The sequence below is a fragment of the Streptomyces drozdowiczii genome, from assembly GCF_026167665.1.
In the GTDB taxonomy this organism is placed as follows: Bacteria; Actinomycetota; Actinomycetes; order Streptomycetales; family Streptomycetaceae; genus Streptomyces; species Streptomyces drozdowiczii_A.
In genome coordinates this window covers 1815414-1836197 of the sequence record NZ_CP098740.1, presented here as the reverse complement: position 1 = coordinate 1836197, position 20784 = coordinate 1815414, and the positions used below count along the sequence as shown (strand labels likewise).

Sequence of the window (20784 nt, the reverse complement as noted above, 5' to 3'; positions counted from 1 at the left end):
CCATCGTGCGGACACCGCCGACCAGCGACGAACAGGGGCCCCGAGACGTGAGTCAGACCGCAGCGACCGGCTTCCGCCGCGTCACCGTCGTCACGCCCGACACCCGCATCGACGTCGCCCTGCCCGAGGACATCGCCGCAGCCGACATCTGGCCCGAGATCCTGCGCCTCACCGGACCGGCCGCACCCGGAACCGCACCCCCCGGCCACCACCTCGTGCGGCTCGACGGAACGGTCCTGGACGGCGACCGCACCCTCGCCGCACAACGCGTCCTCGACGGCGACATCCTCACCCTGCGCCCCTTCGCCGCCTCGCTCCCGCCACCCGTCTACGACGACGTCGCCGACGCCATCGCCTCGGCCACCGGTCGCGACCGCCACCTGTGGAGCGACGACCTGCTGCGCGGCGCCGCCCCGGCCGCCGGCGCGCTGCTGCTCCTCCTCGCGGCCCTCGCCCTGTGGCGGGCCGACCCGGTCCGCCACGACCTGCACGGACCGCCCGGAGCCGTCGCCGGCGCCGCCGGACTCCTGTCGGCCACCATCGCCGCCGTACGCGCCCGGGTCTACGCCGACCGCGTCACCGCCGCCGCGCTGGGCCTGGGCGCCCTGCCCCTCGTCCTCCTCGCCGGCTCCGGCCTCGTCGCCCCGGACCCGGGCGGGGGAGCGGGACGCTTGCAGTTCCTGCTCGGCTGCGCCGCCGTCCTCGTCGTCTCGGCCACCCTCACCGCGCTCGCCCCCCGCGGCGACGCCCCGTTCGCGGGCGCCGCCCTCCTCGCCGGCGCCGGTGCGCTGGCCGCTTTCGCCGCGATCCTCACCGAGGCGTCCGCCACCGCCACGGCCGCCGTCTGCGCCCCCGCCGCCCTCGGGCTCATCGCGTTCCTGCCCGGCCTCTCCGCCCGTTTCGCCAGGCTCCCGATCGGGTACGCCGCGCCCCGGCCGGCGGGCCCCTTCAACGACGAGGACGACGAGCACGCCGCCCCGGACGCCGCCCCCGTCGACACCCGCCTCGTCGCGGACCGGGCCCGCCGCGGCCACGAACTGCTGCTCGGCCTCGCCGGGGGCTGCGCGGGCCTGGCCGTCTCGGCAGCCGCAGTCCTCGGCGCCTCGGACAACACCTGGGCCCGCCTCCTCGCCCTCGCCACCGGACTCGCGCTGCTGCTCCGCGCCCGCCTCTTCCGCTACACCGCCCAGGTCGCCTGCCTGCTGATCGCGGGCATCGGGGCGCTCGCCGCCCCCGTCACCGGCCTCGCCCTCACCGCGCAGGGCGACGACCCGGCCCTGTATCCCCGTACGACCGCACTCTGCGCGGCGCTCGTCGCCGGCGCCGTACTCCTCGCCGCCGCCGGGGCGACCGTCCCGCGCAACGGCCTCTCCCCCTTCTGGGGCAGATTCCTGGACCTGGCCGAGAGCGCGCTCCTGCTCTCCCTCCTCCCGCTCTGCCTCGCGGTCCTGGACCTCTACGCGCGCGCGAGGGCGCTCACCGGCTGACGACCGGCGGGGCAGCTCCGGGCGGCTGGTAGTCTGGCTGTGGCCGTTTGTGTACGCGTTCCCGGTTCGCTCTGGGAGCTGCGCTCATCGGACCCTCGCTCCCGAGTCACCCAAGCTCCCCTGAGAACCAGACCAGGGGCACTCGTGGGCGCATCGAACACCAAGAGGAGTACCGCGTGCCGCTCGACGCCGCTACGAAGAAGCAGATCATGACCGAGTTCGCGACGAAGGAGGGCGACACCGGTTCCCCCGAGGTCCAGGTCGCCATGCTCTCGCGCCGCATCTCGGACCTGACGGAGCACCTCAAGACGCACAAGCACGACCACCACTCCCGTCGTGGTCTGCTGATCCTGGTCGGCCAGCGTCGCCGCCTCCTGCAGTACCTGGCCAAGAAGGACATCCAGCGCTTCCGTGCGCTCGTCGACCGCCTCGGCATCCGCCGCGGTGCGGCCGGCGGCGCCAAGTAAGACCGCTGCGCAAGGGAGCGGTTCCCTCACTCAGGGAGCCGCTCCCTTTGCCGTACGTGCGGTACCGGGGGCAACCTCAGTAACCTGGACGTACAACAACAGACGAGGAGAGGCGCCGCACGGCCGCCGTCGGTCCTCGGTAGTGGCCCCCGGGACAACGCCCGGGAGCTTCGATCGAAGACCGGCCCCGCAGAGACTGCGCGCTTCTCCGCTCCGTCCGGCGCCACACGGGCGTCCGGACGAAAGACGACGAGTATGGAGAATTCACTAGTGGAGAACGAGACCCACTACGCCGAAGCCGTCATCGACAACGGCACCTTCGGCACCCGCACCATCCGCTTCGAGACGGGCCGCCTGGCCAAGCAGGCCGCCGGCTCCGCCGTCGCGTACCTGGACGACGACACCATGGTGCTGTCGGCCACCACCGCTTCCAAGCGGCCCAAGGACAACCTCGACTTCTTCCCCCTCACGGTGGACGTCGAGGAGCGGCAGTACGCCGCCGGCAAGATCCCCGGCTCCTTCTTCCGCCGGGAGGGCCGCCCCTCCGAGGACGCGATCCTCACCTGCCGCCTGATCGACCGCCCGCTGCGCCCCTCCTTCAAGAAGGGCCTGCGCAACGAGATCCAGATCGTCGAGACGATCATGGCGCTCAACCCCGACCACCTGTACGACGTGGTCGCGATCAACGCCGCCTCCGCCTCCACGATCCTGGCGGGCCTGCCCTTCTCCGGCCCGATCGGCGCCACCCGCGTCGCCCTGATCAAGGGCCAGTGGGTCGCCTTCCCGACGCACACCGAGCTCGAGGACGCCGTCTTCGACATGGTCGTCGCGGGCCGCGTCCTGGAGGACGGCGACGTCGCGATCATGATGGTCGAGGCCGAGGCCACCGAGAAGACCATCCAGCTCGTCAAGGACGGCGCCGAGGCCCCGACCGAAGAGGTCGTCGCCGCCGGTCTGGAAGCCGCCAAGCCCTTCATCAAGGTGCTCTGCAAGGCCCAGTCGGACCTCGCCGCCAAGGCCGCCAAGCCCACCGGCGAGTTCCCGGTCTTCCTGGACTACCAGGACGACGTCCTGGAGGCCCTCACCAAGGCCGTCAGCACCGAGCTGGCCAAGGCGCTCACCATCGCCGGCAAGCAGGAGCGCGAGACGGAGCTCGACCGCATCAAGGAGATCGCGGCCGAGAAGCTCCTCCCGGCCTTCGAGGGCCGCGAGAAGGAGATCTCCGGTGCCTACCGCGCGCTGACCAAGAAGCTGGTCCGCGAGCGCGTCATCAAGGACAAGGTCCGCATCGACGGCCGCGGCGTCACGGACATCCGTACGCTCGCCGCCGAGGTCGAGGCCATCCCGCGCGTGCACGGCTCCGCCCTGTTCGAGCGTGGCGAGACCCAGATCCTGGGCGTCACCACCCTCAACATGCTCCGCATGGAGCAGCAGCTGGACACCCTCTCCCCGGTGACCCGCAAGCGCTACATGCACAACTACAACTTCCCGCCGTACTCCGTCGGCGAGACCGGCCGCGTGGGCTCGCCCAAGCGCCGCGAGATCGGCCACGGCGCGCTCGCCGAGCGCGCGATCGTGCCGGTGCTCCCGTCGCGCGAGGAGTTCCCCTACGCGATCCGCCAGGTCTCCGAGGCCCTCGGCTCCAACGGCTCGACGTCCATGGGCTCGGTCTGCGCCTCCACCATGTCCCTGCTGAACGCCGGTGTGCCCCTCAAGGCCGCCGTCGCCGGCATCGCCATGGGCCTGATCTCCCAGGAGATCGACGGCAAGACCCACTACGTCGCCCTCACCGACATCCTCGGTGCCGAGGACGCGTACGGCGACATGGACTTCAAGGTCGCCGGTACGAAGCAGTTCGTCACCGCGCTCCAGCTCGACACCAAGCTCGACGGCATCCCCGCCTCGGTCCTGGCCGCCGCGCTGAAGCAGGCCCGCGACGCCCGCCTCCACATCCTCGACGTGATGAACGAGGCCATCGACGTCCCGGACGAGATGTCCCCGAACGCCCCGCGGATCATCACCGTCAAGATCCCGGTGGACAAGATCGGTGAGGTCATCGGCCCCAAGGGCAAGATGATCAACCAGATCCAGGAGGACACCGGCGCCGACATCACGATCGAGGACGACGGCACCATCTACATCGGTGCCCAGCAGGGCTCGCAGGCCGAGGCCGCCCGCGCCACGATCAACGCGATCGCCAACCCGACCATGCCGGAGGTCGGCGAGCGCTACCTGGGTACGGTCGTCAAGACCACCACCTTCGGTGCGTTCGTCTCGCTCATGCCGGGCAAGGACGGCCTGCTGCACATCTCGCAGATCCGCAAGCTGGCCGGCGGCAAGCGCGTGGAGAACGTCGAGGACGTTCTCGGCGTCGGCGCCAAGGTCCAGGTCGAGATCGCCGAGATCGACTCCCGCGGCAAGCTCTCCCTCATCCCCGTCATCGAGGGCGAAGAGGACGAGAAGAAGGACGACACCGACAAGTGACGTCCCGTAGTTCCGCGACGACGGCCCGCCCCTCCTCGGAGGGGCGGGCCGTCGCCCGTACCCAAACGCTTCTCAAGGGCAGCAACGGCATCGGCACGGTCCGCCGTACGGTCCTCCCCGGCGGCCTCCGCGTCGTCACCGAGACCCTGCCCTCCGTACGCTCCGCCACCTTCGGCATCTGGGCGAACGTCGGCTCGCGCGACGAGACGCCCGCCCTGAACGGCGCGACGCACTACCTCGAACACCTCCTCTTCAAGGGCACCGCCAAGCGCAGCGCCCTCGACATCTCCTCCGCCATCGACGCGGTCGGCGGCGAGATGAACGCCTTCACGGCGAAGGAGTACACCTGCTACTACGCGCGGGTCCTCGACACGGACCTGCCGCTCGCCATCGACGTCGTCTGCGACATGCTGACCGGCTCGCTGATCGCCCCCGAGGACGTGGACGCCGAGCGCGGCGTCATCCTCGAAGAGATCGCGATGACGGAGGACGACCCGGGCGACTGCGTGCACGACCTGTTCGCGCACACCATGCTCGGCGACACCCCGCTCGGCCGCCCCGTCCTCGGCACCGTCGACACGATCAACGCCCTGAACCGCGGCCAGATCGCCCGCTTCTACAAGAAGCACTACGACCCGACCCGCCTCGTCGTCGCCGCCGCGGGCAACATCGACCACGCCACCGTCGTACGCCAGGTCCGCAAGGCGTTCGACAGGGCCGGCGCCCTCTCCCGTACGGACGCGGTCCCGACCGCGCCCCGCGAGGGCTCCCGCGCCCTGCGCACCGCCGGCCGGGTCGAGGTCCTGGGCCGCAAGACCGAACAGGCCCATGTGGTCCTCGGCATGCCCGGCCTGGCCCGCACCGACGAACGCCGCTGGGCCCTGGGCGTCCTCAACACCGCCCTCGGCGGCGGTATGAGCTCCCGCCTCTTCCAGGAGGTACGGGAGAAGCGCGGCCTCGCCTACAGCGTCTACTCGTACACCTCGGGCTTCGCGGACTGCGGCCTGTTCGGCGTGTACGCGGGCTGCCGCCCGAGCCAGGTGCACGACGTCCTCAAGATCTGCCGCGACGAACTCGACCGGGTCGCTTCGGACGGGCTGAGCGACGAGGAGATCAGCCGCGCCATCGGCCAGCTCTCCGGCTCCACCGTCCTCGGCCTGGAGGACACCGGCGCGCTGATGAACCGCATCGGCAAGAGCGAGCTGTGCTGGGGCGAGCAGATGTCGGTGGACGAGATGCTGGCCCGGATCAGCGAGGTGACACCGGACGACATCCGCTCCGTCGCGGGCGAGATCCTCGGACACCGCCCCTCGCTGTCCGTCATCGGACCGCTCAAGGACAAGCAGGCCGCCCGTCTCCACGAAGCGGTCGCCTAAACCCCAAGGAAGCAGAGCAATGAGCAAGCTGCGCGTGGCCGTCCTCGGTGCCAAGGGCCGTATCGGCTCCGAGGCGGTACGAGCCGTGGAAGCCGCCGACGACCTGGAGCTGGTGGCCGCACTCGGCCGGGGCGACACGCTGGAGACCCTCGCCGAGACCGGCGCCCAGGTCGCCGTCGAGCTGACCAACCCCGACTCGGTCATGGCGAACCTCGAGTACTGCGTCGGCCACGGCATCCACGCGGTGGTCGGCACCACCGGCTGGACCGACGAACGGCTCGCGCAGCTCAACGGCTGGCTCTCCGCCTCCCCGGAGACCGGTGTGCTCATCGCACCGAACTTCTCCATCGGCGCGGTCCTCACCATGAAGTTCGCCCAGCAGGCGGCCCGCTACTTCGAGTCCGTCGAGGTCATCGAGCTGCACCACCCCAACAAGGCCGACGCCCCCTCGGGCACCGCCGCCCGCACCGCCCAGCTCATCGCCGCGGCCCGCCGCGAGGCGGACTGCGCCCCGCAGCCGGACGCCACCAGCACCGCGCTGGACGGGGCACGCGGCGCCGACGTCGACGGCATCCCCGTCCACTCGGTACGCCTTCGCGGCCTCCTGGCCCACCAGGAGGTGCTGCTCGGCGGCGAGGGCGAGACCCTCACCATCCGGCACGACTCCCTGCACCACAGCAGCTTCATGCCCGGCATCCTGCTCGGCGCCCGCCGCGTGGTGACCACTCCCGGCCTCACGTTCGGCCTGGAACACTTCCTCGACCTGAACTGACTGGCCCCGCCATGCGCGCAAAGATCACTTACGTCGTCACCGCTGCCGTCCTCGTCTTCTACTTCGTCCTGGTCGGCAGCCGTGGCGTCCTGCTCATCGAGCACGGCACCCTCATCACGGTGACCTTCGGGATCGCCGTACTGGTCCTGCCGGCGATCGGCGTGTGGTTCCTGTGGAAGAACACCCAGTTCGTCCGCAGGGCCAACGCCCTCGCCGCCGAACTGGACGCGGAGGGCGGCCTCCCCGTCGACGAACTGCTGCGCACCCCCAGCGGCCGCATCGACCGGGCCTCCGCCGACGCGGTGTTCGAACGCCGCCGCGAGGAGACGGAGGACTCCCCGGACGACTGGCGCTGCTGGTTCCGCCTGGCAGTCGCCTACCAGGACGCCCGAGACACCCCCCGAGCCCGCAAGGCCATGCAACGAGCAATCGCATTGCACCGCGCCAACGCCGCTCCCAGCCCGTCGGGCGACCACTCCAGCCCGTCCGGCGTTTGAGGACAAAAAAGGAGCCGTCCGGCGATTGAGGACACCTCACTCACCGGACGGCTCGCGCCAAGAAGGCCGCTACCGCGGCCGATACTCATCCCCCACGCCTCAATCGTGTCCGCGGCCCGATCGAACGCCTCCCCCCGCGCAAGAAAATCCGCGTTGGAGTCCGTGAGCAACGGCGGCACCGCGTCCCCGCCCTTACGGACGACGATCAGCGCCTGCCCCTGCACGGTCCGGGGGAACCCGAGCCACTTCACCGGCTGCTGCACCGTACGTACGGCGGTGGCCCGGCTCCACGGAACGGTCGTCGTACGGAAGAAGCCCACCCGGCGCACACCGTGCCGGCTCACCCAGGCACCGATCCGCAGCATCCGCAGGGCGCACAGGATGATCGCGAGGGCGAGCGCGAGACACGCCCCCGCCCCGGGCAGCGCTCCGGCGAACGCGATGATCATCCCCGCGAAGAGGATGAACGAGGCGAGCAGCAGCAGACCGGCCGCGGCGGCGACCCGCCACGGGCCGGGACGGTAGGGCCGCCGCCAGCTGTCGTGGTCGTCGAACGGCAGCGCGACGTCCTCCGCGTCCGCGTCAAACGCGCGGTCGGCCGTCAGAAAGGGCAGGGGCACGACTGATCCTCACTCACAAGCACGCTCGATTGCTGTGCCCGGTGAGGCTACCGAGGAGATGCCCGGACCGACCACCCCAGGGGGTCCGTCCGGGTCAGCGCCCGTGCGCGGCCTCGGTCTGCTGCGTGTGCGCCGGCGCCTGCTCGGGCCCCAGGGCCGGCAGGCCGAGAAGCAGCGACCCCGCGATCCCGCCGACGACGACGAGGCCGATCAGGGCGCGTCCCACCCGCTCGGAGACCGTACTGCGAGGGAGGGGCGGCGGTGTGACGTTACTGCGGAACCGGTCGGCCTCGGCTACGAACGAGAACGGGACGGATTCACGCCGGCGGAACATGGGGTGGCTCTCCTTGGAGTCTCTTTCGGGTGGTGCTACCGAGTCAGACGCACGACTACCCGATTCGGTGCCCCGAATCGCCGATTCGCCCGACGAAATCAGAGAAAAACCGGAAAGACGTTCCCCACCCACGCCGCCGTCAAACGCCCCGACCCCGGCCCGTAGAGTGGTCGCCGCCCGAGCGACGCCATTGGAAGGACCCTGCCGGTGACCGACGACACCCCCGAGCCCACGAAGGCCCATTTCCGCAGCGACGTCACCGTCGACCTGGTGAAGTCCGCCGCGGGCGACGCCGACGTGCTGTTCGCCGCCCGTGTCTCCACGGCCGGTGAGCAGTCCCTGGAGGAGATCGCCAAGGACCCCGAGCGCTCGAAGGGCCTCATCAACTACCTGATGCGGGACCGGCACGGCAGCCCGTTCGAGCACAACTCGATGACCTTCTTCATCAGCGCCCCGATCTTCGTGTTCCGCGAGTTCATGCGGCACCGCGTCGGCTGGTCGTACAACGAGGAATCGGGCCGCTACAGGGAGCTGCAGCCGGTCTTCTACGTCCCCGACACGTCCCGCAAGCTCATCCAGCAGGGCCGCCCGGGCAAGTACGAGTTCGTCGAGGGCACGCCGGAGCAGCACGCGCTCACCACCCGCGCCATGGAGGACTCGTACCGGCAGGCGTACGAGGCGTACCAGGAGATGCTGGCGGCGGGCGTGGCCCGCGAGGTGGCCCGCGCGGTTCTCCCGGTGGGTCTGTTCTCCACGATGTACGCCACATGCAACGCCCGCTCCCTGATGCACTTCCTCGGCCTGCGCACGCAGCACGAGTTGGCGAAGGTGCCCTCGTTCCCGCAGCGGGAGATCGAGATGGTGGGCGAGCAGATGGAGGCCCACTGGGCCCGGCTCATGCCGCTCACCCATGCAGCCTTCAACAAAAATGGACGCGTCGCCCCATAGGGCGGTGTCCGTATTGCGGCGTTTCGAGAAGTTCATCTAGGCTGATCAAACGGACCCGGCACTGCTTGAACCCCCGAGCAGGCAGTGCCGGGCTCCTCTTGCTTGTCCCCCGAGGGGGCACCGTGCGTCGAGCAGCGAGTAGCGTGTTACCCATGGCTCCGATCTCCACTCCGCAGACCCCCTTCGGGCGGGTCCTCACCGCTATGGTCACGCCGTTCACGGCGGACGGCGCTCTCGACATCGAGGGCGCGCAGCGGCTCGCCACCCACCTGGTGGACGCAGGCAACGACGGCCTGATCATCAACGGCACCACCGGCGAGTCCCCGACCACCAGCGACGCGGAGAAAGACCAGCTCGTCAGGGCCGTGCTCGAAGCGGTGGGGGACCGGGCGCACATCGTCGCCGGCATCGGGACCAACGACACCCGGCACAGCATCGAGCTCGCCCGCACCGCCGAGCGCAGCGGCGTCCACGGCCTCCTCGCCGTGACCCCGTACTACAACAAGCCGCCGCAGGAGGGCCTGCTGCGGCACTTCACCGCCATCGCGGACGCCACCGGCCTGCCGGTGATGCTCTACGACATCCCGGGCCGCAGCGGTGTGCCGATCGACACGGAGACGCTCGTACGGCTCTCCGAGCACCCCCGGATCGTCGCCAACAAGGACGCCAAGGGCGACCTGGGCCGCGCGAGCTGGGCCATCGCCCGCTCGGGCCTCGCCTGGTACTCCGGCGACGACATGCTGAACCTTCCCCTGCTGTCCGTTGGCGCGGTCGGCGTGGTCTCCGTCGTCGGCCATGTCGTCACCCCGGACCTGCGGGCGCTCATCGAGGCCCACCTCGGCGGAGACGTACAGAAGGCCACCGAGATCCACCAGAAGCTGCTGCCGGTCTTCACCGGCATGTTCCGCACCCAGGGCGTGATCACCACCAAGGCCGCGCTGACGCTGCAGGGCCTCCCGGCGGGACCGCTCCGGCTGCCCCTGGTCGAGCTGACCGCGCAGGAGACGGCCCAGCTCAAGATCGATCTCGCCGCCGGCGGGGTAGAGCTCTGACAACGGACTTCACAACTGAATACGCGATACACAGCTGAACGCGCGGTAAGCCCGCAGCACAGCACCACCCAAGACAACAGCAAGTGCACGAATGACATGCGCGCCACGTGCCCAAGCGGTACGTGGCGCGCGTGGTAAGGAGAGTCTTTTGAGTCATCCGCATCCTGAACTCGGCACCCCGCCGAAGCTGGCGAAGGGCGCCCTCCGGGTCACCCCGCTCGGCGGCCTCGGCGAGATCGGCCGGAACATGACGGTCTTCGAGTACGGCGGCCGCCTGCTCATCGTCGATTGCGGCGTCCTCTTCCCGAGGAGGAGCAGCCCGGCATCGACCTGATCCTTCCGGACTTCACGACCATCCGGGACCGCCTGGACGACGTCGAGGGCATCGTCCTCACGCACGGCCACGAGGACCACATCGGCGGTGTCCCGTACCTGCTGCGCCTGAAGCCGGACATCCCGCTCATCGGCTCCAAGCTGACCCTCGCGCTGATCGAGGCCAAGCTCCAGGAGCACCGCATCCGGCCGTACACCCTGGAGGTGGCGGAGGGGCAGCGTGAGCGCATCGGCGTCTTCGACTGCGAATTCGTCGCGGTCAACCACTCCATCCCGGACGCCCTCGCGGTCGCCATCCGCACCCCCGCGGGCATGGCCGTGGCCACCGGTGACTTCAAGATGGACCAGCTTCCGCTGGACGGCCGCCTCACCGACCTGCACGCCTTCGCGCGGCTGAGCGAGGAGGGCATCGACCTTCTGCTCTCCGACTCCACGAACGCGGAGGTCCCGGGCTTCGTACCGCCCGAGCGGGACATCCAAAACGTCCTGCGCAACGTCTTCGCCAATGCGCAGAAGCGCATCATCGTGGCGAGCTTCGCCAGCCATGTGCACCGCATCCAGCAGATCCTGGACACGGCCCACGAGTACGGCCGCCGGGTCGCCTTCGTCGGCCGTTCGATGGTCCGCAACATGGGCATCGCCCGTGACCTGGGCTATCTGAAGGTCCCGGCCGGGCTCGTCGTGGACGTCAAGACCCTGGACGACCTGCCGGACGACGAGGTCGTGCTCGTCTGCACCGGTTCGCAGGGCGAGCCGATGGCGGCCCTCTCCCGGATGGCCAACCGCGACCACCAGATCCGCATCGTCCAGGGCGACACGGTCATCCTGGCCTCTTCCCTGATCCCGGGGAACGAGAACGCGGTGTACCGCGTGATCAACGGCCTCTCCCGCTGGGGCGCCAACGTCGTCCACAAGGGCAATGCCAAGGTCCACGTCTCGGGTCACGCCTCGGCCGGCGAGCTGCTGTACTTCTACAACATCTGCCGCCCGAGGAACCTGATGCCGGTCCACGGCGAATGGCGACACCTGCGGGCCAACGCCGAGCTCGGCGCCCTGACCGGCGTGCCCAAGGACCACATCGTCATCGCCGAGGACGGCGTGGTCGTGGACCTCATCGACGGCAAGGCGAAGATCGTCGGCAAGGTCCAGGCCGGTTACGTGTACGTCGACGGCCTCTCCGTCGGTGACGTCACGGAGACCTCGCTCAAGGACCGCCGGATTCTCGGCGACGAGGGCATCATCTCGGTGTTCCTGGTGGTCGACAGCACCTCGGGCAAGATCGTGGGCGGCCCGCATATCCAGGCCCGCGGCTCCGGTATCGAGGACGCGGCCTTCACGGCGGTCGTTCCGAAGATCGAGGACGCGCTCAACAAGTCGGCCCAGGACGGCGTGATGGAGCCCCACCAGCTCCAGCAGCTGATCCGCCGCACGGTGGGCAAGTGGGTCTCGGACACCTACCGCCGGCGCCCGATGATCCTCCCCGTCGTCGTCGAGGTCTGACCCTCCGACAGGCGCGAACTCCGGAGCGGGGCCCCCGATTTGCATCGGGGCGCCCCGCTCCAGTACGTTTACGTCTCCACCTCACCGGGAAGCAGCGAGCGCATCCGTGCGCCCCGAAGCTTCCGAGAGGGGGTGGAAATTCCGACTCAGAACTTCTGATAAAGTCGGAGCCGCCGGAAAGGGAAACGCGAAAGCGAAGAACTGGAAAGCGAAAATCGCTTGACCCGCTTCGACCGGGAATCGGACACGAAAGAGTCTGATAGAGTCGGAAACGCAAGACCGAAGGGAAGCGCCCGGAGGAAAGCCCCAGAAAATGTTCTGCGGGTGAGTACAAAGGAAGCGTCCGTTCCTTGAGAACTCAACAGCGTGCCAAAAGTCAACGCCAGATATGTTGATACCCCGGCCTGCTTCAGCAGGTTGGTGGTTCCTTTGAAAAGTCCTGCACGGTCCTTCGGGTCCGGGTAGGCGAAACACAGCGAGGACGCAGTGGACGACGGGTCATATTCCGACCTGGTTGTTCCGCTCTCGTGATGTGTCTCCCGATTACGGGAAAACATTCACGGAGAGTTTGATCCTGGCTCAGGACGAACGCTGGCGGCGTGCTTAACACATGCAAGTCGAACGATGAAGCCCTTCGGGGTGGATTAGTGGCGAACGGGTGAGTAACACGTGGGCAATCTGCCCTTCACTCTGGGACAAGCCCTGGAAACGGGGTCTAATACCGGATAATACTTTCTTCCTCCTGGGAGAAGGTTGAAAGCTCCGGCGGTGAAGGATGAGCCCGCGGCCTATCAGCTAGTTGGTGGGGTAATGGCCTACCAAGGCGACGACGGGTAGCCGGCCTGAGAGGGCGACCGGCCACACTGGGACTGAGACACGGCCCAGACTCCTACGGGAGGCAGCAGTGGGGAATATTGCACAATGGGCGAAAGCCTGATGCAGCGACGCCGCGTGAGGGATGACGGCCTTCGGGTTGTAAACCTCTTTCAGCAGGGAAGAAGCGAAAGTGACGGTACCTGCAGAAGAAGCGCCGGCTAACTACGTGCCAGCAGCCGCGGTAATACGTAGGGCGCAAGCGTTGTCCGGAATTATTGGGCGTAAAGAGCTCGTAGGCGGCTTGTCACGTCGGTTGTGAAAGCCCGGGGCTTAACCCCGGGTCTGCAGTCGATACGGGCAGGCTAGAGTGTGGTAGGGGAGATCGGAATTCCTGGTGTAGCGGTGAAATGCGCAGATATCAGGAGGAACACCGGTGGCGAAGGCGGATCTCTGGGCCATTACTGACGCTGAGGAGCGAAAGCGTGGGGAGCGAACAGGATTAGATACCCTGGTAGTCCACGCCGTAAACGTTGGGAACTAGGTGTTGGCGACATTCCACGTCGTCGGTGCCGCAGCTAACGCATTAAGTTCCCCGCCTGGGGAGTACGGCCGCAAGGCTAAAACTCAAAGGAATTGACGGGGGCCCGCACAAGCAGCGGAGCATGTGGCTTAATTCGACGCAACGCGAAGAACCTTACCAAGGCTTGACATACACCGGAAAGCATCAGAGATGGTGCCCCCCTTGTGGTCGGTGTACAGGTGGTGCATGGCTGTCGTCAGCTCGTGTCGTGAGATGTTGGGTTAAGTCCCGCAACGAGCGCAACCCTTGTTCTGTGTTGCCAGCATGCCCTTCGGGGTGATGGGGACTCACAGGAGACTGCCGGGGTCAACTCGGAGGAAGGTGGGGACGACGTCAAGTCATCATGCCCCTTATGTCTTGGGCTGCACACGTGCTACAATGGCCGGTACAATGAGCTGCGATGCCGCGAGGCGGAGCGAATCTCAAAAAGCCGGTCTCAGTTCGGATTGGGGTCTGCAACTCGACCCCATGAAGTCGGAGTTGCTAGTAATCGCAGATCAGCATTGCTGCGGTGAATACGTTCCCGGGCCTTGTACACACCGCCCGTCACGTCACGAAAGTCGGTAACACCCGAAGCCGGTGGCCCAACCCCTTGTGGGAGGGAGCTGTCGAAGGTGGGACTGGCGATTGGGACGAAGTCGTAACAAGGTAGCCGTACCGGAAGGTGCGGCTGGATCACCTCCTTTCTAAGGAGCATCTAGATTCCGCAAGGAATCCAGAGCCACTACGTCGGCAAATGTTCGACGGTGGTCAGCTCATGGGTGGAACGTTGACTACTCGGCACGGCAAGTTGTTGACCGTTAGTACTGCTCTTCGGAGCGTGGAACATGGTCGGGAACGGGTCGGGTCGGGCACGCTGTTGGGTATCTGAAGGTACGGCCGTCATGGTCGTCCTTCGGTTGCCGGCCCCAGTGCAGCACCACGTTGTGGTGTGTGATGGGTGGCTGGTCGTTGTTTGAGAACTGCACAGTGGACGCGAGCATCTGTGGCCAAGTTTTTAAGGGCGCACGGTGGATGCCTTGGCACCAGGAACCGATGAAGGACGTGGGAGGCCACGATAGGCCCCGGGGAGCTGTCAACCGAGCTTTGATCCGGGGGTGTCCGAATGGGGAAACCCGGCAGTCGTCATGGGCTGTCACCCGCTGCTGAACACATAGGCAGTGTGGAGGGAACGAGGGGAAGTGAAACATCTCAGTACCCTCAGGAAGAGAAAACAACCGTGATTCCGGGAGTAGTGGCGAGCGAAACCGGATGAGGCCAAACCGTATGCGTGTGATACCCGGCAGGGGTTGCGTATGCGGGGTTGTGGGATCTCTCTTTTGCGGTCTGCCGGCCGTGAGACGAGTCAGAAACCGTTGGTGTAGGCGAAGGACATGCGAAAGGTCCGGCGTAGAGGGTAAGACCCCCGTAGCTGAAACATCAACGGCTTGTTTGAGAGACACCCAAGTAGCACGGGGCCCGAGAAATCCCGTGTGAATCTGGCGGGACCACCCGTTAAGCCTAAATATTCCCTGGTGACCGATAGCGGATAGTACCGTGAGGGAATGGTGAAAAGTACCGCGGGAGCGGAGTGAAATAGTACCTGAAACCGTGTGCCTACAAGCCGTGGGAGCGTCGCTGTATGTGCTTGCACATGCAGTCGTGACTGCGTGCCTTTTGAAGAATGAGCCTGCGAGTTAGCGGTGTGTAGCGAGGTTAACCCGTGTGGGGAAGCCGTAGCGAAAGCGAGTCCGAATAGGGCGTTTGAGTTGCACGCTCTAGACCCGAAGCGGAGTGATCTAGCCATGGGCAGGTTGAAGCGGAGGTAAGACTTCGTGGAGGACCGAACCCACCAGGGTTGAAAACCTGGGGGATGACCTGTGGTTAGGGGTGAAAGGCCAATCAAACTCCGTGATAGCTGGTTCTCCCCGAAATGCATTTAGGTGCAGCGTCGTGTGTTTCTTGCCGGAGGTAGAGCACTGGATAGGCGATGGGCCCTACCGGGTTACTGACCTTAGCCAAACTCCGAATGCCGGTAAGTGAGAGCGCGGCAGTGAGACTGTGGGGGATAAGCTCCATGGTCGAGAGGGAAACAGCCCAGAGCATCGACTAAGGCCCCTAAGCGTACGCTAAGTGGGAAAGGATGTGGAGTCGCAGAGACAACCAGGAGGTTGGCTTAGAAGCAGCCACCCTTGAAAGAGTGCGTAATAGCTCACTGGTCAAGTGATTCCGCGCCGACAATGTAGCGGGGCTCAAGCGTACCGCCGAAGTCGTGTCATTCCAGCATTAAGGGCCAACGCCTGCTGGGATGGGTAGGGGAGCGTCGTGTGCCGGGTGAAGCAGCCGTGGAAGCGAGTTGTGGACGGTTCACGAGTGAGAATGCAGGCATGAGTAGCGATACACACGTGAGAAACGTGTGCGCCGATTGACTAAGGGTTCCTGGGTCAAGCTGATCTGCCCAGGGTAAGTCGGGACCTAAGGCGAGGCCGACAGGCGTAGTCGATGGACAACCGGTTGATATTCCGGTACCCGCTTTGAAACGCCCAATACTGAATCAGGCGATGCTTAGTCCGTGAAGCCGGCCCGATCTCTTCGGAGTTGAGGGTAGTGGTGGAGCCGACGAACCAGACTTGTAGTAGGTAAGCGATGGGGTGACGCAGGAAGGTAGTCCAGCCCGGGCGGTGGTTGTCCCGGGGTAAGGGTGTAGGACGCACGGTAGGCAAATCCGTCGTGCATGAAGTCTGAGACCTGATGCCGAGCCGATTGTGGTGAAGTGGATGATCCTATGCTGTCGAGAAAAGCCTCTAGCGAGTTTCATGGCGGCCCGTACCCTAAACCGACTCAGGTGGTCAGGTAGAGAATACCGAGGCGTTCGGGTGAACTATGGTTAAGGAACTCGGCAAAATGCCCCCGTAACTTCGGGAGAAGGGGGGCCATCACTGGTGATAGCACTTGCTGCTTGAGCTGGGGGTGGCCGCAGAGACCAGCGAGAAGCGACTGTTTACTAAAAACACAGGTCCGTGCGAAGCCGTAAGGCGATGTATACGGACTGACGCCTGCCCGGTGCTGGAACGTTAAGGGGACCGGTTAGCTGCTCTTCGGGGTGGCGAAGCTGAGAACTTAAGCGCCAGTAAACGGCGGTGGTAACTATAACCATCCTAAGGTAGCGAAATTCCTTGTCGGGTAAGTTCCGACCTGCACGAATGGCGTAACGACTTCTCGACTGTCTCAACCATAGGCCCGGTGAAATTGCACTACGAGTAAAGATGCTCGTTTCGCGCAGCAGGACGGAAAGACCCCGGGACCTTTACTATAGTTTGATATTGGTGTTCGGTTCGGCTTGTGTAGGATAGGTGGGAGACTTTGAAGCGGCCACGCCAGTGGTTGTGGAGTCGTCGTTGAAATACCACTCTGGTCGTGCTGGATGTCTAACCTGGGTCCGTGATCCGGATCAGGGACAGTGTCTGATGGGTAGTTTAACTGGGGCGGTTGCCTCCTAAAGGGTAACGGAGGCGCCCAAAGGTTCCCTCAGCCTGGTTGGCAATCAGGTGTTGAGTGTAAGTGCACAAGGGAGCTTGACTGTGAGACCGACGGGTCGAGCAGGGACGAAAGTCGGGACTAGTGATCCGGCAGTGGCTTGTGGAAGCGCTGTCGCTCAACGGATAAAAGGTACCCCGGGGATAACAGGCTGATCTTCCCCAAGAGTCCATATCGACGGGATGGTTTGGCACCTCGATGTCGGCTCGTCGCATCCTGGGGCTGGAGTCGGTCCCAAGGGTTGGGCTGTTCGCCCATTAAAGCGGTACGCGAGCTGGGTTTAGAACGTCGTGAGACAGTTCGGTCCCTATCCGCTGTGCGCGTAGGAATATTGAGAAGGGCTGTCCCTAGTACGAGAGGACCGGGACGGACGAACCTCTGGTGTGCCAGTTGTTCTGCCAAGGGCATGGCTGGTTGGCTACGTTCGGAAAGGATAACCGCTGAAAGCATCTAAGCGGGAAGCCTGCTTCGAGATGAGTATTCCCACCCTCTTGAAGGGTTAAGGCTCCCAGTAGACGACTGGGTTGATAGGCCAGATGTGGAAGCCCGGTAACGGGTGGAGCTGACTGGTACTAATAGGCCGAGGGCTTGTCCTCAGTTGCTCGCGTCCACTGTGTTAGTTCTGAAATAACGAACAGCCGTGTTTTCATCCGGTTGGTTCAAATTTCATAGTGTTTCGGTGGTCATTGCGTTAGGGAAACGCCCGGTTACATTCCGAACCCGGAAGCTAAGCCTTTCAGCGCCGATGGTACTGCAGGGGGGACCCTGTGGGAGAGTAGGACGCCGCCGAACTCCTTTTAGGAAGAGCCCCGTGCCCTTGTGGCACGGGGCTCTTTCGCGTTTCCGGGGGCGCCCGGCACCCCTGTGCACCCGCCGGCCCAGGCGGTTTTGCAGAACCCCTGGATCAGGGTATGCTTTAGCTCGTTGCCGCAGGGCAGCAAGGCCCCAATAGCTCAGTCGGTAGAGCGTCTCCATGGTAAGGAGAAGGTCTGCGGTTCGATTCCGCATTGGGGCTCAGAAAAAGAAAGGCCCCGCCATCTGGCGGGGCCTTTCTTCATGCTCGGGGCCTACTGGGGTTCCGGGACCCTCATTGTCAGGATGGCCATGTCGTCCGACGGGGGTTCGGCGGCGAAGCGTTCCACGGCGCGGAGGATGCGTGCGGCCACCGCGCCCGCCGTAAGGCCCGTGCAGTGGGCGAGCACGTCTGCCAGGCCGTCGTCGCCGAGCATCCGCGTACCCTCACGGCGTTCCGTCACACCGTCCGTCACGCACAGCAGGACGTCGCCGGGCTCCAGCGTGAACTCCTGCTCGTACAGCTCCAGGTCCTCCATGACGCCCAGGAGCGGCTGCGGGTCCGCGGCCGGCTCCACCGAGCCGTCCTGGCGTAGGCGCAGTGGCAGTGGGTGGCCCGCGCAGACGACCTTCAGGAGGGCGCTGCCGTCCTCCTGCGGCCACAGCTCGCCGTAGAGCAGCGTGAGGAAGCGGCTCCGGGGCCCCTCGTCGAGGATCGCGGCGTTGAGCCGCTCCAGGACCGCGGGGCCGGCGAAGCCCTCGCGGGCCAGCAGGCGCAGCGCGTGGCGGGCCAGGCCCGTGACGGCGGCCGCCTCCGGCCCCGTACCGCACACATCGCCGATGGCGAACCCGTACGCGCCGTCCCGGATCGGGAAGACGTCGTAGAAGTCGCCGCCGACCTCATTGCCCTCGCCGGCCGCGCGATAGATGACGTCCACCTCGACGTTGGGCACGGCGGGCAGGCCCGGGGGAGGAGGCTGCGCTGAAGGGACTGGCTGATCGCCGTGCGCTCGGAGTAGAGGCGGGCGTTGTCCAGGGCCAGGGCGGCCCGGCGGGACAGGTCCTCGGCCAGCTCCAGGATCTCCTGGCGGAAGTGGTCGTCGGACGGCTTGCCGAGCGTCAGCATGCCGATGACGCGATTGCGGGCGACCAGCGGCAGCACGACGGTCTCGCCGCCCACCGCCGCTGCGGTCGCCAGTGTCGTACGCGTGGTCGAGCCGAGGCCGCCCGGGTCGCCGATCCCGATACTCCGCATCGAGGTCCGCAGCGCCGCCTCGTGGGCGGCCTGGGACGGAGCGGCCCACACCCGCGCCCCGGGGGTCCGTACGGGCTCCGGCGGGGAGATCCTGGTGAGCAGGCTCCTGAGCCCGTCGATGCGGTCCTCGTCCTCGTGCAGCACGTAGGAGAGCTCCGGCTCCGACGCCGGGTCGGCGATCGTGTAGACGGCGCACCACGTCGCCAGCGTCGGGACCGTCATCTGGGCCATCAGGGCCAGCGTCTGGTTCCGGTCCAGGGTGCCCGCCAGCAGGTCCGACGCCTCGACGAGGAAGGACAGCGAGCCGCGCCGCAGCCGCTCCAGCTCGCCGAGGCGCGCCGACTCGACGGCGAGGGCGATCCGGTCTGCGGCGAACTGGAGGCGGAGCGCCTCCTCGTTGGAATAGCGGCCGGCGGCCTCGGCCGCGACGCCCAGCGAGCCCGTGAGGCGCCCCTCGACCTTCAGCGGGACCGTGACCACCGAGCGCATGCCGGTGTTGCCGAGCAGCGGGACGGCCCCGGGGACGGCGTCCAGGTCCTCGTGGACGGCGGGCATCCGGGCGGAGCCGTAGCGGCCGGTTCCGGCCTCGACGGGGACGCGGGCGAAGCGCTGACGGGCGGAGGGGAGGCCGGTCGTGGCGCGCACCTCCAGCTCCGTCTCGTCGTCCGTGGCAAGGAGGAGGAAGGCGGCGTCGGCGTCCAGCATGTCGCGCGCCCGCTCGACGGTGCGCTGGAGCAGGCCGTCGAGGTCGTCGGGGGCGGGGGAGCCGATGAAGACCTCGAAGGGGTCGGTCTTGCGGCTCTCGGCGGCGTCCGAGGCGGGAGCGCGCACGGGGGTCTGGAGGACCGCGCGCTCGTAGTCGCGGACCAGCAGGCAGACCGTGGACGGTTCGCCCTCGGGGTCCCGTACGCGCAGGTGGGAGCCGTATACCGGGACGGTACGGCCGTCGGCGCCCCGGATGCCGTAACTGCCCTCCCAGCGGGAGAGCCGCAGGGCGTCCGCGATGCCGGTACTGGTGCCGGGGGTCTGCGGCCAGGCGGTGAAGTCGGTGAGCTGCTTGCCGACGACCTGGTCCGCCGTGTAACCGAAGAGGTACGTGGCGTCGTCGTTCCACGCGGCGACGGCGCCCTCGCCGTCGATCTGGACGACGGCGACCCGGACGCGTTCGTCGGTGACCGGGAGCAGGCCGACCGGAAGCAGCGGACCGGCCGAGCGGACGCCCACCGGGCGGTCCGGGAGGTCGAGCTGGAACCAGACATGTTTGCGCGTGGGGGAGTATTCGACGCCCCACCGGGAAGCGAGAGCCGCGCACAGCAGCAGACCGCGGCCGTTCTCGCTGTCCAGGCCACCGAGATCGAGCGCGGCCGGCTGGAGTGGGATCTCCCGCTCCGGGTAATGGTCGGCGATCTCCACCCGTACGCCGTCCTCCGTACGGAGACACAGCACGTCCGCGGCGGTGCCGGCGTGGATCACGGCATTGGTGACGAGTTCGCTGGTCAGGACCACGGCGTCATCGACGACGTCGGTGTATCCCCAGCCCTGGAGCGTGTCGCGGACAAAGGCACGGGCCGTCGCGACCGAGCGCGCCACCGGGTCGAAGGTGGCAGCCGCACGCGCCGTGATCACAGCACTCCCCATTTGGTGTCTCGTCGCTTCCCCGAGTCCGTGCCCGTTTCTCGCCGCTTCGATTCGCCTGCCAGGCTAGACGCTCCCCCCGCGCACCGGGTACACGAGGGCGGACTTCGGACAGGCCCGGGCGGGAACGGACGGATGACCGGACAGTATGGGCTTCCCCTCGGAGGGATGTGGGACAACCATGGGAGATTCCACCCCGACCGGTTCCCGCCTGGTACGTTTCAACGATTTGACGTCCGCATGGTCACCCGTCGACGGTGGGCTGTGGCGGTGAGCCGTGAAAGTTCTGGGCAGGCTCTCGGACGAGGTTCTAGCTAGAT

Annotated in this window: 9 protein-coding genes, 1 tRNA gene, 3 rRNA genes and 3 pseudogenes; 13 read left to right on the top strand and 3 right to left on the bottom strand. The window is 66.7% G+C overall.

All coding sequences use genetic code 11. The annotated features are described in order from the left end of the window. Window positions 1-47: 47 nt before the first annotated feature. The 6 genes from eccD (at window position 48) to NEH16_RS08090 (ending at window position 7083) form a co-directional block, all read left to right on the top strand. The gene (gene eccD / locus NEH16_RS08115) at window positions 48-1487 is read left to right on the top strand and encodes a type VII secretion integral membrane protein EccD (protein WP_265540564.1); all 1440 of its coding nucleotides are present in this window, start codon (window positions 48-50) and stop codon (window positions 1485-1487) included. A gap of 176 nt (window positions 1488-1663) precedes the next feature. Further along, window positions 1664-1954: a 30S ribosomal protein S15 gene (rpsO, locus tag NEH16_RS08110; protein WP_018102307.1), complete on the top strand. Its 291-nt coding sequence runs from the start codon at window positions 1664-1666 to the stop codon at window positions 1952-1954. A 270-nt stretch (window positions 1955-2224) separates the two neighbouring features. Continuing rightward, a complete protein-coding gene (locus NEH16_RS08105; protein WP_073963632.1) occupies window positions 2225-4438 on the top strand; it encodes a polyribonucleotide nucleotidyltransferase in 2214 nt (737 codons plus the stop codon). After that, the gene (locus NEH16_RS08100) at window positions 4435-5814 is read left to right on the top strand and encodes a M16 family metallopeptidase (RefSeq protein WP_073963631.1); all 1380 of its coding nucleotides are present in this window, start codon (window positions 4435-4437) and stop codon (window positions 5812-5814) included. The genes NEH16_RS08105 and NEH16_RS08100 overlap by 4 nt, the downstream gene beginning before the upstream one ends. A 19-nt stretch (window positions 5815-5833) precedes the next feature. Next, complete coding sequence (gene dapB, locus NEH16_RS08095; RefSeq protein WP_265540561.1) at window positions 5834-6586, top strand: 4-hydroxy-tetrahydrodipicolinate reductase; 753 nt, start codon at window positions 5834-5836, stop codon at window positions 6584-6586. A gap of 11 nt (window positions 6587-6597) precedes the next feature. Next, window positions 6598-7083, top strand: coding sequence for a tetratricopeptide repeat protein (locus NEH16_RS08090; protein WP_265540559.1), 486 nt, complete (start codon window positions 6598-6600; stop codon window positions 7081-7083). Between the two features lie 69 nt (window positions 7084-7152). On the opposite strand, the pseudogene NEH16_RS08085 reads toward NEH16_RS08090, so the two are convergent. Both NEH16_RS08085 and NEH16_RS08080 read right to left on the bottom strand, forming a co-directional pair. Further along, a pseudogene (locus NEH16_RS08085) lies at window positions 7153-7703 on the bottom strand (hypothetical protein). 94 nt (window positions 7704-7797) lie between these two features. Then, window positions 7798-8037, bottom strand: coding sequence for a hypothetical protein (locus tag NEH16_RS08080; protein ID WP_073963627.1), 240 nt, complete (start codon window positions 8035-8037; stop codon window positions 7798-7800). Between the two features lie 207 nt (window positions 8038-8244). Between NEH16_RS08080 and thyX the strand changes: the two genes are divergently transcribed. From thyX to NEH16_RS08045, 7 genes and pseudogenes are all read left to right on the top strand, one after another. Further along, window positions 8245-8985, top strand: a complete 741-nt coding sequence (gene thyX, locus NEH16_RS08075; RefSeq protein WP_073963626.1) for an FAD-dependent thymidylate synthase — start codon at window positions 8245-8247, stop codon at window positions 8983-8985. Between the two features lie 152 nt (window positions 8986-9137). Continuing rightward, entirely contained in the window at window positions 9138-10037 is a 900-nt protein-coding gene (gene dapA / locus NEH16_RS08070) for a 4-hydroxy-tetrahydrodipicolinate synthase (RefSeq protein ID WP_020207390.1), read from the top strand. Window positions 10038-10185: 148 nt separating this feature from the next. Further along, window positions 10186-11870, top strand: a pseudogene (locus NEH16_RS08065) (ribonuclease J). Window positions 11871-12426: 556 nt separating this feature from the next. Further along, window positions 12427-13952: ribosomal RNA gene (locus NEH16_RS08060) — 16S ribosomal RNA — on the top strand. A gap of 301 nt (window positions 13953-14253) precedes the next feature. Next, window positions 14254-17378, top strand: a 23S ribosomal RNA gene (locus tag NEH16_RS08055). A 79-nt stretch (window positions 17379-17457) separates the two neighbouring features. Further along, window positions 17458-17574, top strand: a 5S ribosomal RNA gene (rrf, locus tag NEH16_RS08050). Together the 16S, 23S and 5S rRNA genes with 1 tRNA gene alongside form the textbook arrangement of a ribosomal RNA operon. A gap of 150 nt (window positions 17575-17724) precedes the next feature. Continuing rightward, window positions 17725-17797, top strand: a tRNA-Thr gene (locus NEH16_RS08045). 52 nt (window positions 17798-17849) lie between these two features. Here the strand turns inward: NEH16_RS08045 and NEH16_RS08040 are convergent. Beyond that, a pseudogene (locus NEH16_RS08040) lies at window positions 17850-20467 on the bottom strand (SpoIIE family protein phosphatase). Window positions 20468-20784: the final 317 nt, after the last annotated feature.